This window comes from Streptomyces sp. NPDC023157, from assembly GCF_055560575.1.
This window is the reverse complement of the sequence record NZ_JBVHIL010000006.1, coordinates 370,145-383,753: the sequence shown is the minus strand read 5'-3', so window position 1 is coordinate 383,753 and position 13,609 is coordinate 370,145. Positions and strand designations below refer to the sequence as shown.

Genomic DNA, 13,609 nt, shown 5'->3' with positions numbered 1-13,609 from the left:
GGGTCCCGGGGCCCGGCATCGCCTAGGCCGTGTATCGAAAGTGGCTGGTGGCGACCTGTGGGGCATGCTCGAGAACCCGGTAGCTGCTCGTATCGCGGACCTGCGATGGTGTCTGTCATGGATTCCGAGCCGCGTACTGATCTTGCTCGCCACTTTGACCCAGGAGGTTGGTTGGCTCGGTTTGCGGGTCGGATGCTTGTGGTCTGTCCGCGATGCGGGGGCCGTGCTCTCGTGATCCCCCGGCCTGGCCTTTCTGATCCCAGATACTTCAGCGAGCTCCTGTTCCAGCCGCGTCGTCTGGCTTGTGAAGGATGCGGTGCGGTCGCCGACTGGGAACCTGAAGTGCAGGGAGCTGGGCTGGTCGGCGCGGTGCTGGGCGGTAGTGAGGACCCGTTCTTCCAGCGGCCTCTGTGGCTGCAGACCCGTTGCGCCGGTCACGTCTTGTGGGCCTACAACGAGGAACACGTCGACGAGCTGTCCGCCTACGTCGGGGCGCGATTGCGAGAGCGTGGCGGCGTGCGGCCGACGATGTCGATGTTCGCCCGGATGCCGGCGTGGATGAAGGTGTCGGACAATCGCGCGGAGGTGCTGGCCGGTCTGGAGACGCTGCGGGGGCTGGCGAAACGAACGGCACCGGCTGACCGCTCCGATACCGCGCACGGGCGCGGTGACCGTCCCCGAGCGCGCAGGAGTATGTACTTCCGGGGCGGCCCTTATGAGTCTTGAAGGCCCTGGTCACAGCCATTCGTTGATGACTGCGATGAGGACGGTTGCCTCGGAGCGGACCGCGAGCTTGTCATATCGCGTGGCGACAGCCCGGTGCCTCTTGAGGCGGTTGATCCCGCACTCGACCGCGTGGCGCTCGCGGTAGTCGGCCGGGTCGCAGTACGGAGGCCGGCCGCCGCGGGAGCCGAGCTTCTGGCGGTTGCGCGCCTGGTCGTTCTTGTCGGGGATGGTGCAGCGGATCCCGCGGCGGCGCAGATAGGCACGGTTCGCGCGGGAGGCGTACGCCTTATCCGCGCGGACCCGGTTGGGGCGGACACGTGGTCGGCCTGGTCCGATGCGAGGCACGCGGACCTTTGCAAGTACGGGTTCGAACTGCAGTGAGTCCCCGCGCTGCCCGGCCGTGATCACGAACGACATGGGCTTCTGGCCTTGCTCGACGGCCAGATGCAGTTTGGTGGTGAACCCGCCGCGCGACCGTCCCAGCCCATGATCATGGGGCTCGGTGAAGATGCCGCCCGGCGGCTCCTTCTGCTGGTCGCCCTGCTTGCGAGCCCCGCCCGCGTGCTGATGGGCGCGGCACACCGTGGAGTCGACGCTCAGGTCCAGACGATCGCGCCCTTCGCGTCGGCCAGGGACTGGAGCCGGGTGAGGATCCGGTGCCAGGTGCCATTCCGTTGCCATCTGCGAAACAGGTCGTAGACCCGGTTCCAAGGTCCGTATTCGGCGGGGATGTCCCGCCACAGAACTCCAGTCCGGACTCTGAACCGTATGCCGTCGATCAGCTGCCGCCGGGGCCAGACGGGTGGCCGCCCCGACCTGGCACCCTTCGGCAACAGCGGCTCCAACACCGCCCACTGCTCACCCGTGAGATCTCCCCGACCCATGAACCGTGATCATTCACAGCTCAAGATCCACTTTCGATACACGGCCTAGCCGCGTACCCCCTGCTGTCTACCGGGTCCTCCCGCAGTCGATGTCTCCGGCGTACCACGGGGCGGAGGGGCGGCTGACGTTCGTTCGCGCGGCTTCCACCGGGCCGGCCGTCGCCGTCAGTGCCGGGAGGGTGAGAGCCGTCGCGCCGAACAGGGCGTACAGGCGTCGGGCCGGATTCATGTGCGTCCTTCGCGATGTCGGTTGTGGTGGGAGCATCAATTGCCGGTGGAGACGTGGTACCAGTCGCCGGGCAGGACGCGCTCGTCCCGGTAGAAGGTGGCGAGGCGTTCCCCTCCCTTCTGGTTGTGGCTCCTGGGGATGTTGCAGCGCGCCCAGCCGTCGGAGCCGATGTACGTGGTGATGACGGGCGTGTTGGGCCAGGTATCCGTCAGCGGGCAGTTGTTCGGCGGGAAGGTGCGCGGGGCGAAGGGTGTGCCGCTGGTCGAGGCGCCCTGCTGGGTGGAACGGAACGGGTACTCGTCGCACTCGTAGTCGGTGGGCCTGGGGTAGGAGGTGCCTGACGGGCACGCGCGGTCGCCGTTGGCCTTGGACTGCGAAGGGTCGCGGAGCCGCTGCAGGAAACTCGGCAGGCCGGTGTAGATGGCCCAACCGACGTTGAGGGCGTTCCAACCGATCTCAGGGTCGTTGTAGTGCAGGGACAGCCATGGGTCGAAGCCCTCGAAGACGCAGCCGGGTGTGGTGTTGTTGCCGGGCAGCGCGTGATCGCAACGCAGCGGGAGCGACCCTGCTTCGGCGTCGATGTCGGCGACCTCGCCGGGAGCGGAGAAGTCGAGGCGGAAGTTCCCTGTGGCGTCGCCGCGGTCGCCTCGGTTGATGAGGGTGGATCTCAGTCCCATCTCCTTGGTGATGATGACGTCCTTGACCACGGGATCGACTGTGCTGGTGGCCACCGTCGTGCAGTTGCCGCAGGAGGGGGTGAACCGAAGGTTCATCCCGGCAAAGCCTGTTCCCTCGAACTTCCAGGGAGTGATGGAGAGTTGGTACACGGAGTCGATCCCGCCCCGGTTGTAGACGTACCTGACGTCGTGGTACTCCATGCTGCCCCGCCACGTTCCGCGGGTGTCGAAGATGTTCATCTTCCCGATGTCGACCAGGCAGGCGTCTCGGCGCATGAACCACCACTGGCCGTCCATGTGTTCCGGCTCGGCGCACCACGTCGGCAAGGGCTGAGGGGTGAGCTGTGCCGTCGGCGCGGCGGTTTCCTTCGCGGTCCGTAGGGCTGCCATCGTGCGACGCAAGGCAGCCTTGCTCCTTCCATCCGGCCGAGGCCCGGAGGTGTGGCACACGACGACTCCCTGCCCTAGCGACCGCGCCTTCCTCAGCTGCGTGTCGGACGGTCGACAGCCGTCGGTGGCGGCGGGTCCGGGCACGGACGACGGCTGGAGAGGGGGTCCCGGCGTGGGCGGCGGCGTGGCGGTCAGGGCCGGGGACGGGGCCGTCAGCACCGTCTGCGGTGCGGGGTTCGGCTGGGAAGCGGGCGCCTCCTGGGCCTGCGCGACGGCTGGGGAGAGCGCCAGGAACGTCGCCACGAGGGCTATGAGAACGGCTCTTCGTCTGTGCACGGGGATCCTCCCGGATATGGGGATGCGTCGGTGTGCGAGGTGCACGAGGGCGTGCTGAAGCCGGCTCGGGTCGGGGGGCGCATGGATCCGGACGGTGGTCGCCCGATGTCGGCCGGCGTCGGCCGTTGGCCGTCGGCCGACAGCCGGGCGAAGCAGCACCACGGAGCCGGGGAATCCCCACCGCGCGCCCGGCACTGCGATCGGACGCTCATGTGGACCGCGATCGGCCAGGTCGGGAGCAACGCCGCAGGGGGACGGCGCGAGCCGACTCGGGCTCGGCGTTGTGGGCGGCGGTCAGGCCCACGCGTGAACCGGGACGGCAGTCCGCGGCGATGCGGGCCTCCGTCGGCCCCGCCCCAGGAAGAGGACGGGACCGACGGAGGCTTCGGTCAGAGGGTCTTCCAGCCCGAGCAGCCCTTGTTGTCCTCGCAGACGCGGATCGACGTCACGTTGGCCGGGTACCAGTTCTCGGAGCCGTACGCGTCGTGGCCACTGCCGTCCCACTGGGACAGGTGCTTGCCGTCCGCCGTCCAGAAGTCGGCGTAGACCCCGTTGCCGTCGGACTCGCCGTCGAAGACGTAGATGTAGTTGTTGCTGGCACGGGCGAAGTCGTCGCCGTGCCAGACCTCGGCGTAGCCGAGGGTCGATGCGGATGCCGACGTGGTGACGGCGAGAGTGGCGGCGGCGACACCGATGGCGACGGCCGCGATCTTGCCCGCAAGGGGCTTCTTCGTTGTCATGCCGTGGACGCTAGTAGCGGCTGATTCCCCGTTGTCAGAGCGCTTCGCGTCGTCTGAGAAGGCCGCTGGAACAGGTCGTTCGCCGGTCGGGCACCGGATGCCCACCGGTCGCGTCCGACCGCGTTCGAACCGCTACGTGGGTCAGCAGCGGCGATGCCGCCGACCCCCTGTCCAGCCCCGAGGTGCCGCTGAACACGATTCAGCCGGAGCCGGCGCGGCGCGCGCCGTACCACGCGGCGTGAACCGAGCGCTGTGTCCCCCGGTCGGGCTTCTGTGTCGCTCGCGCGCGGGCTTGGTGAGGCCGTGCGGACGCGGCGGTCGTCCGGCCCCGGCCGCTCTTCCAGGTGCGGGCGCGCATCTCCACGGTCATACCGCGGCGCGGCGAGGGCCGCCCCGACGCTCGTCTGCGTCGGGGCGGCCCCTGCCGCATGTGCCGTCAGAAGCGCCGGAATCGCAGCGTGCGGAGTTCGAACGGGCGGAGCTTCACGGGTACGCCTCCGGCCGCAGGGTCGCGGCCTCCAGCGGGCGTTCCAGGAGGTCCGTCTCCACCACGTCGAGTGCGTCGAAGGCCGGCGTCAGGGTGGTGTTCACGCGGCCGCCTTGGGCTTCGTGGAAGCGCACGACGACGTCGCCGCTGCCGTCGTCGGCCAGTTTCAGGGCGGTACGACCGCGTCGTCGTCGACGGTCAGCAGCGGGGTCACCTCGGCGGCGACGGTCCGTTCGCGCGGCGGGAGGTTGATGCGGTAGCCCTCGCGGACCGCGTCCTCGATCGTCGCGCCCGGTGCCAGGGTCCGAGTGGAACGAGAGAAGCGCCGCGGAGCTGCGGCGCCTACCGCCGTAAACCAACTGGTGTAGACCAATTGCTCTCACCCTCGTCACCGGCACGAGGACCGGTCAAGCGATCCGCACACCGAACCGCCCGTTCGGGGGGCCTGCCGGGTGCCCCGGAGGTGCTCTCGCCTGATGCCGGTCGTACGCCGCCGCCCGAACCGCCTCCGTACCTGCCGGTCCTGGCGTCCTGCACGCGAGAACGTTGTTGCGGCCCACCCACCGTCCCCTGTGAGGAGATCCCGTGCTCGAAGGCTTCGGCGAGGCGCTCGCGGACCGGGAGTACTACCTGCCGCTGGCCGGCATGGCCGACCCCGGGCCGCGCTTCGCTCCCGGCGAGGTGCCGCCGGGCGTGTGCGGCTCCGTCCAGGGCATCTGGACGGTCTGGGGCAGTCCGCGGACCGGACTCGCCGAGCAGGGCTGGAAGATCCACGTGTCGGCGCGCCTCGACCGGGCGCAGCACGTGCTCGACACGGTCGCCGGGATCTGCTTCTCCGAAGGCGTGCCGTTCAAGCACCTGAGCGCCCGGCTCTTCTTCCTGTTCCTCCATCACAAGCACGCGCCCCGGCCCCAGGCGGGCAAATTCTGCGCCGTCTACCCACCGGACACGGCGACCGCCCGCCGGCTGCTGGAACGCCTGCGCGACGCGCTCGACGGGGAGGAGGGGCCGTACGTCCTCACCGACCGGCGCTATCGCGACTCGCGGACGGTCCACTACCGCTACGGCTCCTTCGACGCCGCCCGCAGCCGACTCCGGGCCGACGGCACCCGGGAGGGCATCGTCCTCGACGGTTCAGGCCGCGAGGTCGTGGACTCGCGACTGCCCGCCTTCCACCTGCCCGCGGGGATCACGGACCCCTTCGTCGCGCAGGAGGAGCAGCCGCACGCGGGCCCGATCCTGATCCGCGACTACGAGGTGATCCGCGCGGTGCGCCTGAGCAACGCCGGCGGCGCCTACCAGGCCCGCGACCGGCGGACCGGCCGCACCGTCTTCCTCAAGGAGGCCCGTGCCCACAACGGCCTGGTCTTCGACGGGACCGACGCGCAGCGGCGGCTGCGGCACGAATATGAGGTGCTGCGCGAGCTGCACGCGGCGGCCCCGGGGGTGGGCCCGGAGCCGCTGGACCACTTCACGGAGTGGGAGCACGACTTCCTCGTCACCGAGTACGTCGCGGGGCAGCCGCTGGTGGGCTGGCTGAGCCGCTCCTCCCCGCTGGCCCGCGCCGACCGTACGGCCGAGTCCGTCACCGTGTACTACGAGGCGTGCCGACGGCTGCTGGCCGCGCTCGACGCCTCGCTCGAACGGCTCCACGCCGCCGGCTACCGGTTCGGCGACCTCAGCCTGGGCAACATCCTGGTCACGCCGTCGGGCGGAGTCCGGCTGGTGGACTTCGAAGCGGCGTCGGCACTGTCCGCACCCCCGTCCGGGATGGGAACTCCGGGGTTCACGCCGCCACCCGGCCTACGCCACGCCGACCCCGATCCGCTGCTGCAGGACCGGTACGGCACGTCGGCAGTCGCGCTCGCCTTCCTGGCACCGTTCAACGAGATCGCCGAGCACGCGCCCGCCAACCTCGGACTCCTGCGCCGCGATCTGGCGGACGTGGCTCCACCGCAGGACCTGTGGCGGCGGGCGACCGCATTCCACCTGACGGAGGGACGCGAGGGGGGCCGCCTGAGGGAGGGCCGCGCGGATGGCCGGGCGGAGTACCTGACGGATAGCCGGGCGGAGGACCCGACGGATAGCCGGGCGCAGGGTCCGTCGGATGGCATGACGGATGGCCGGGCGCAGGACCGGTGCGGTCCCGACCGCCCGCCCTCCCCCGCCGAGCTGGACACCGATCCGCGCGGCTGCCTCACCCGGCTGGCCGAGGAAGTGACCGCCGGTCTCCTCGAGATGGCTGACCCCGACCGGCCTGACTGGGCCTTCCCGCCCTCGCCCGAGGCGTTCCGGACCAACAACGTGTGCCTGGCCTACGGCACGGCCGGAGTGGTGCACGCCCTGCACCGCGCCGGTGCTGCGGTGCCGGAGGAGATCCTCGAACGGCTGCGCCGCGACACGCTGGCGCTGCGCGACGCACTGCCCCCCGGACTACTCGTCGGCTCGGCCGGCATCGCCCAGGTGCTGGCCGGCCTCGGCCGCCTGGACGAGGCCGCCGACCTGCTCCGGGACGCCGACGGTCACCCCCTCACCGCCTCATGCGGCACGCTGGCCGGCGGGCGGGCCGGAGTCGGCCTGAGCTGGCTCGCCCTGCACCGGCTGACCGGGGAGAGCAGCCACCTGGAGCGGGCCGCCGCGGCCGGGGAAGGCCTGCTGCGTACCCCCGACCTGCCGGCCGCCCTCGGCGAGCACGACGCCCGCGGCATGCTGCACGGCCGCTCGGGGCTCGCGCTCTTCCTCCACCGCCTGGCCCGCGACACCGGCGAGGCCCGCTTCCTGGAGGCCGGCCGCCTGCTGCTCCACCAGGAGCTTGACCGGACGTTCCCGCTGGACGACGGCGCCTTGTCCCTCTCCGACAACGCACGGCTCACCCGTGCCATGCCGTACCTGGCCACAGGCGCGGCCGGTCTCGCGACGGTGCTCACCCGCTACGTGGCCACCGCGCCGGACGAGCGCTGCGCCGCGGCACTGCCGCGGCTGGTCGCCGGCATCCGGGTCTCGTGCGCCACGAAGGAGGCGGGCCTGTACCGGGGCCTGGCCGGACTGACCTGGTTCCTGACCGAGCACGCCGAGCGCACCGGCACGGACGCCGCCCGCAGGGACGCCGTGCGCGCCGCGACCGGCCTGCTGAAGTACGCCGTCCCGTACCGGCGCGGCGTCCGCTTCCTCGGAGCGGGTTCGCAGCGGTTCACCGCCGACCTGTCCAGCGGCGGGGCCGGTGTCCTGCTGACCCTCCACCGCCTGCTGTCCGGCCCGCTCCTGACAGGGGCCCACCACGCACGTCCCCGACTCCTGGCAGCCGCCTGACGTCACCGGACGCGCCTCCCATGAACCCCTCGGCACGGCGCCGAACACCTCCGTGCCGAGGTACGCAGTCACCGACCGCACCGCTAGAACCCCCACAGGAAACAGGAGATCACCCATGAGCCAGATCCTCGCGCTCCAGACTCTGGACACCGAGCAGGACACCCAGGCCCTCGTGCCCTGCTTCAGCGTCGCCTGGAGCATCAGCGACATCTTCCCCGAGCCGATGTAGCGAACCGGGACCCGCGAGGGCCGGGACTGATGGCAGGACCGATGGTCCTGCCGTCGGCCCCGACCTCGCTCTGTCCGCCTGCTCGCCGAAGAGGCTCGGGTTCTTCTACGGGCAGAAGGTCGGATTCGCACAACCATCCGTGCGCACAAGAGTCATGTAAAGCGAGTACGCCATCGGCGTGTTCGTTTCAGTTCCAAGGGGGAACCGCATGACTCACCACATATCCCTGCGCGCCCGCGTCCTTCCGGTCGTGGCAGCCGCCGGGATGCTCGTGCCTGTCGTCGTCGCAGGCGCGGCGCCCGCTTCCGCTGCTCCCGCGCCACAGGTCAGCTGCACCTCGGGCAAGGCCGGGCTCGCGACCAAGCTCCAGCGGGACATCACCGCCGCCCTCGCCTCGCGTACCGGGACCGTCGCCGTCGGCGTGCACGACCGCACCACGAACACCACCTGCACCCTGCGCGCCACGACCTCGTACGACTCGGCCAGCGTGGTGAAGGTGACCGTCCTCGCCACGCTCCTCTGGGACGCCAAGAAGCACAACCGGTACCTGACGGCACGCGAGTCCACGCTCGCGACCGCCATGATCACCAAGTCCGACAACGCGGCCACCACCGCCCTGTGGAACCAGCTCGGCGTCACCAAGGTGAAGGGGTTCCTGGCGGCTTCCGGCATGACGCGGACGGTGCCTGGGTCCGGCGGCTACTGGGGACTCACCCGGATCAACGTCACCGACGAGCAGCGGCTGCTCACGCTGCTCACCACCAGGAACACCGTCCTGAGCGACAACTCCCGCGCCTACATCCTCAAGCTCATGGGGAACGTCATCACCTCCCAGAAGTGGGGAACCCCGGCCGGCGCGCCCTCCTCCGTGTCCAAGCACGTGAAGAACGGCTGGCTGCAGCGCGCCACTCGCGGCTGGCGCGTGCACAGCATCGGCGTGTTCCGGGGCGGCGGCCACGACTACACCATCTCCGTGCTCAGCGACGGCAACAGCACGATGAACTACGGCGTGCAGACGATCCAGGCCGTGGCCAAGGTGATCCACCGAGACCTGGTCCCGACCGCTCCCGCCGCATCCCGATACACCCCGACCACCTCACCCAGGGAGGCGTACGTCGCGGTGCCCCGGGGCTGACGCCCTGATCCCGCGCGAGAAACACCGAGTCGGCACCGCTCCGCGCCCTTGGGGCCCGGAGCCCCCGACCGCTGCCGCTGAGCCCGCCCGGCGAAGGTGACGCGGCGGAGCCGATTCCCGTAACGGTGTCGGTGGTTGCGGTCATGGCCCGCCCTGGGTCCGTCGGCGGCCGCCATGCCGGGGTCGCTGCGGGCCGGCTGGTTGCAGGCCGTGGTCGAGTGGCATCGGCGTGGCACCCGCGAGACGATGAGAGAACAGGGTTGCAACGCATTCGCCTGGGGGACTCAGAGCACTCACCGCTTTGGAGCGTTGCCATGACCATCAAGCCCACCTGCGGGCCGCAGAGCGACCCCGAGTTCTTCGACGCGCTCAACAAACTGTTCGACCAGTACCCCGAAGCCGCCGACAAATACGCGATCAAATGCATGACCATGGAACTCGACACCCTAAAGATCGACTTCAGGAAGCAAGTAGGCGTGGCCCACATCGAAGACGGCCGCATCATCACGGAATACGTCGACCGGGACCCCACGCGCAGCCACGACTGCTGCACATGGTGGCACGGCGACTGCATCCTGCAGTGTGACCCCCCATGGGTATGAGAACCGGTTGACGAATCGGTCCGCGATAGCTGATGGGTGAGCTTCCCCAGGACGAGGACATCCAGTTCTATACGCCTGTGCCAGTGCCGTACCGGCGTGTGGACGCGGAGCAGCTCGTCGGCGAGAAGCTGCCCGCCCAGTGGGCCGAGGACAAGGAGCTCTTTCAGCGTGACACCGATCGGGTGAAGGAAGCTGTGAGGGTGAGGTCGGCGACAGACAGGGTGCCGGCCCTTGGGCCACCACCGGCCTCAGACGGCCACCGGGCGTATAGCTCACCCGACCCGGAGCACCGTCAACCGAGCCCTCACCCGGGCCAGGGCTCCGGTCGAGCGCGCGATGGCACGGCTGAAGTCCTGGCGGATCTTCCACAGCTCCCGCATCAGCCCCCAGCGCATGACCGTCATCGCCGAAGCCGTCCTCGTTCTGGAGGGGCAACGCTGTTTTCACCAGCCCCTCTTGTGACCGTCGGGCATGTCATTCAAGATGTCCGAGTGGCCGCCTTAGAGGTGATCGTCGGAGTAGTGGGCGCGCTCGGAGGCGCTGCCATCACCGCGTTCGGGACTGCGCTCGTCCAACGCTCCAGCCGGAGATCGGCCGAGCGGAAGGAATCTCTGGACCGGCAGGCGCAGACCAGGACGCAAGCCCTTGAAACGACGGCGGCCGCACGCACGGCCTCCAGGTCCTGCGCACTCTTTCTGGGACATGTCATCCAGGATCTGGAGGCCGGCCGGCCGATCGACATCAGCCTCTTCGACACCACGCTTCGCGAACTGCTGGCTGAAGTGAACACCGGCTTCTTCCGGATGGTCGCCACCGAAGCCGAACTCGTCGACACCCAGCCCCTGGCGAGTGCCCGTACCTCCCTCACGGAGACCAGCACCCTGATCAGGAGGGTGCTCCTGCAGAAGGAAGCCGGCCAGTCGCTCGACAGGTCTCCGTCGGAACTCGCTGACCTCGTCGAAAGAGCAGCAGCCGACCTCAACCTGTTGATGCACACGCAGGCGGTCCATCTCCGGGGCTCCGCCACACCTGAGATTTTCGGCGGGGGTCAGGCCTACCCCGGGCAGCCGGCATCTCCGATGCCTCACGTATACCCGTATCCAAGTGCTGAGGCACTCGAAGACACTATGACGCCCCGCGTGTACCCCGCGCCGTCGGCGCCGCGTCCTGCGGCATCTGAAGACACGGAACCGACCAGCCCGCTCCCTGAGCTGCCTTCGGGTTCGTCGAACCCCTTCTGGTTTGCTGTGCCGACGTCACGTCGGCTCAGCGTGGACATCGGTGCGCCCGCCGTTCTTGAACCCGGGGTCTGGTACCTCGCTCTGTCCCGGCGGGGAAACGCCCTGGAAGTCCAGATCCAGAACGGTCCTCGCGGGATCCTCTACGACACCAGTGGCATTCAGCGAGCCTGACCGCCCCATAAGGGAGCGTTCTCGGTGTTGTCTCGCTCGGAGCGAAGGCGGCGTTGGCGATGACGGTCGCGCGGTAGGCGCTGGATGCGGGCTCCGTAGAAGATCCACGAGGACTGCAAGGGAACCGTGCCGTGCTCGACGGACACCCGAGGTCGCGGTTCGGGAGCCGTCTGATCGGTGTGGTCACCCAGGGTCCGGCCCCGATGTAGGCGCGGTCGGCGAGGATCGGAACGCCCTGGCGTTCGCAGATCCGGATGACGCGGTGGGTGCGGGCGGCGGTCAGGTCGTGGGTGCGGCCGGGCAGCGCGGGTGAGATCCACAGCAGCTCGCCCGTCGGATCGGCCACGACTTGCACATTCACGCCATGGCGGCGGTGCTTCTGGGAGAAGTCCGCCCGGCTGTCGCCGACGCGGTCGCACTCGGCGAGCGTCCCGTCGAGCAGGACGTAGTCCGGATCGTCCTCGCGCAGGACCCGCAGGAGGCCCGGTGCCCGGCCGGACAGGTGCTGGACGACGGCCTGGACGTAAGCGTGGGCGGTGCCGACGGATATGCCGAAGCCTGCGGCGATCTGCGCGAGCGTGTCGTGCCGGCGAAGGTAGACCAGGCCCACGAGAGCACGCTGGTGGGGCGGCAGCTTGCAGCGGCGGTCACCCTCACGGGTGACGATGAGCATGGATACCCACTCGACCAGAGCGTGAGGCAGGTCGAGTGCGGCAGGGTGGAGAACCAACAGGGCTCCTGTGCCGATGGGTTGAGACTTCGAACACCTCCCTCAACGGCGCGGGAGCCCTGTGCGTTGCGGTCCTCATGCTGACTCGGCCTGGGTCACTCCATCAGTGGCCACTCTGAAAGAGCTCAAGGACTACACGCTCGGGGCGTTCCGCAAGGACACCTGCGACCTGGTCGGCTCGTACTGCCTGACCCTCATCAGCCGTGGCGTCTGGGAGCTCGGCTACTGGGCGGTCAAGGAGCAGCGCGGTCACGGCTTCTCGGTGGAGGCGGCGCGGGCGCTGTGCGATTGGGGTTGGACCACCCTCGACGTGCACCGCATCGAATGGTGGGCCATGGCCGGGAACACCGGGTCGCGCGCCGTCGCCGAGAGACTCGGCTTCACCGTCGAAGGGACTCTGCGCAATCGTGGAATTGCCAACGACGGCCAGCCGCACGACTGGTGGGTAGGTGGACTGCTGAGGCCCTGATGCGTGGGTCGGTGCTGCACCGGCTGCGTAGGCTCTCCTGCGGGGCGTTCCCAGCTCAGACCGCCCGGGTGCCGGCTGAACGTCTGCGTCAGGAACCCGACTCCGAACGTCTACGGTCTCTTCACCTGAGACCCTTCGGGTGAATCACCGCCGGGGAGGAAGGGGGCAGCCACCTCTCCCCCGGCTTTCATTGCCATCGGAAGGCAACGATGATGTCGAATTCCCCGGACTGGCAGGACCGGATGCTGCGAGCGGTCTGGCGGCACGGGGAGCAGCTCCCCGGGGAGGTGCTGACGTGGATGGCCGAGCTGTACGGCGAGCGTGGAGAAATTCCGGAATCGGAGTTCTGTGAATCCTGGACCGCGCGAACCTTCTCCATGGCGAGATCGGCCTTCGAGACGGTCACCAAGTCGGCGGAACAGGACACCGGGAAAACGGCCACCGGCGACGACTTCTGCTACATCGAGTACGTTCGCGACCCGGACCTGGGACCCGTCGGCGTGGTCCACATCAAGTCGGCGGAGGTCTCCACACCCGATTCGGCAGCGGCTCTGGGTGCTGTGGCAGAAGGAGTGCAGGAATTCGTCATGAGCCACCATCGCGTGACCTGGCCCGTCTGCGGCGAGCACGGCCGCGGTCTGCATGTGGGCTACTTCCATGAGACCGCGGTCTGGAAATGCGCGGGCAGGACCACGGATGGTCACGTGGTGAGCGCGATTGATCCCGCCGTTCAGCTGTAGATCACCGCGGGTCCTATGGCCCACTTGCGGTGCGGTGACACCTCCGCCCCGACCTCAATCGCGGACAGAGTCGTGATGGTTGGCCCTGAGATCAGGTCGAAGTCGTCCGGATCTACCTCGTTCAGCGGAACCGGGCTGTTGGGCGCGTCCTGGATCGACGCGAGGTGGTTCGCGACCTCGCGCAGGGTGCCCGGCAGGCCTGCGGTGCGGCCCATGCTGATCCTGTCCAGCGTCGGCGGCTTCCCGCCGGGGGGCGCGATCGTCATCTCCCATCCAGCCCCCGCGAAGATCTTGTGCGGAATCGCCAGTTCCTCGCCTCAGAAGCCTGTCGGGTGCTTGGTGCCGTCTCTCAGCGTCCAGACGTCGGCCGCCGTCACGACGAGGAGCCCGGGGCAGGGTCCGGGCGACCCGTTCGGGGCCGGTGGAGATCACGGTCCGTGGCAGGTTGCGCATCACGCGTGGGATCTGAGGATGGACGAGGGGAGTCTTGACCGGGGGGGTGAAGCAGGCACGG

10 protein-coding genes and 4 pseudogenes are annotated in these 13,609 nt (G+C 69.3%); 8 read left to right on the top strand and 6 right to left on the bottom strand.

What is annotated here, in order from left to right; genetic code table 11:
- Positions 1–342: 342 nt before the first annotated feature.
- Positions 343–726, top strand: a complete 384-nt coding sequence (locus tag ACZ3ZE_RS23525) for a hypothetical protein (RefSeq protein WP_363290595.1) — start codon at positions 343–345, stop codon at positions 724–726.
- Positions 727–735: 9 nt separating this feature from the next.
- On the opposite strand, the gene ACZ3ZE_RS23520 is transcribed toward ACZ3ZE_RS23525, so the two are convergent.
- From ACZ3ZE_RS23520 to ACZ3ZE_RS23505, 4 genes and pseudogenes are all read right to left on the bottom strand, one after another.
- A protein-coding gene (locus tag ACZ3ZE_RS23520; protein ID WP_363290596.1) for an IS5 family transposase occupies positions 736–1,610 on the bottom strand; the annotation gives its coding sequence in 2 pieces (ribosomal slippage) (positions 736–1,325 and positions 1,325–1,610; 876 coding nt in all).
- A gap of 264 nt (positions 1,611–1,874) precedes the next feature.
- Entirely contained in the window at positions 1,875–2,906 is a 1,032-nt protein-coding gene (locus ACZ3ZE_RS23515; RefSeq protein WP_361176439.1) for a NucA/NucB deoxyribonuclease domain-containing protein, read from the bottom strand.
- A gap of 725 nt (positions 2,907–3,631) precedes the next feature.
- Positions 3,632–3,982 carry a hypothetical protein gene (locus ACZ3ZE_RS23510; RefSeq protein WP_361176441.1) on the bottom strand — a complete coding sequence of 117 codons (351 nt, stop codon included), beginning with the start codon at positions 3,980–3,982 and terminating at the stop codon, positions 3,632–3,634.
- 436 nt (positions 3,983–4,418) lie between these two features.
- Positions 4,419–4,785: pseudogene (locus tag ACZ3ZE_RS23505) on the bottom strand (glycosyl hydrolase-related protein); the annotation flags it as partial.
- 269 nt (positions 4,786–5,054) lie between these two features.
- Between ACZ3ZE_RS23505 and lanKC the strand changes: the two are divergent.
- From lanKC to ACZ3ZE_RS23480, 5 genes and pseudogenes are all read left to right on the top strand, one after another.
- Positions 5,055–7,778 carry a class III lanthionine synthetase LanKC gene (lanKC, locus tag ACZ3ZE_RS23500; RefSeq protein ID WP_467260546.1) on the top strand — a complete coding sequence of 908 codons (2,724 nt, stop codon included), beginning with the start codon at positions 5,055–5,057 and terminating at the stop codon, positions 7,776–7,778.
- A gap of 437 nt (positions 7,779–8,215) precedes the next feature.
- Positions 8,216–9,142, top strand: coding sequence for a serine hydrolase (locus ACZ3ZE_RS23495; RefSeq protein ID WP_361176445.1), 927 nt, complete (start codon positions 8,216–8,218; stop codon positions 9,140–9,142).
- A gap of 314 nt (positions 9,143–9,456) precedes the next feature.
- Positions 9,457–9,744 (top strand): hypothetical protein, encoded by a 288-nt coding sequence (locus ACZ3ZE_RS23490; RefSeq protein ID WP_361176447.1) that lies wholly within the window; start codon positions 9,457–9,459, stop codon positions 9,742–9,744.
- A gap of 217 nt (positions 9,745–9,961) precedes the next feature.
- Positions 9,962–10,206: pseudogene (locus tag ACZ3ZE_RS23485) on the top strand (transposase family protein); the annotation flags it as partial.
- Positions 10,207–10,235: 29 nt separating this feature from the next.
- Entirely contained in the window at positions 10,236–11,156 is a 921-nt protein-coding gene (locus tag ACZ3ZE_RS23480) for a hypothetical protein (protein WP_467260733.1), read from the top strand.
- Between the two features lie 148 nt (positions 11,157–11,304).
- On the opposite strand, the pseudogene ACZ3ZE_RS23475 reads toward ACZ3ZE_RS23480, so the two are convergent.
- Positions 11,305–11,886, bottom strand: a pseudogene (locus ACZ3ZE_RS23475) (transposase); the annotation flags it as partial.
- A 61-nt stretch (positions 11,887–11,947) separates the two neighbouring features.
- On the opposite strand from ACZ3ZE_RS23475, the gene ACZ3ZE_RS23470 reads away from it, so the two are divergent.
- Both ACZ3ZE_RS23470 and ACZ3ZE_RS23465 read left to right on the top strand, forming a co-directional pair.
- Complete coding sequence (locus tag ACZ3ZE_RS23470; protein ID WP_361630383.1) at positions 11,948–12,355, top strand: GNAT family N-acetyltransferase; 408 nt, start codon at positions 11,948–11,950, stop codon at positions 12,353–12,355.
- Positions 12,356–12,654: 299 nt separating this feature from the next.
- Positions 12,655–13,095: a hypothetical protein gene (locus tag ACZ3ZE_RS23465; RefSeq protein ID WP_467260544.1), complete on the top strand. Its 441-nt coding sequence runs from the start codon at positions 12,655–12,657 to the stop codon at positions 13,093–13,095.
- 80 nt (positions 13,096–13,175) lie between these two features.
- On the opposite strand, the pseudogene ACZ3ZE_RS23460 reads toward ACZ3ZE_RS23465, so the two are convergent.
- Positions 13,176–13,403, bottom strand: a pseudogene (locus tag ACZ3ZE_RS23460) (type 1 glutamine amidotransferase domain-containing protein); the annotation flags it as partial.
- Positions 13,404–13,609: the final 206 nt, after the last annotated feature.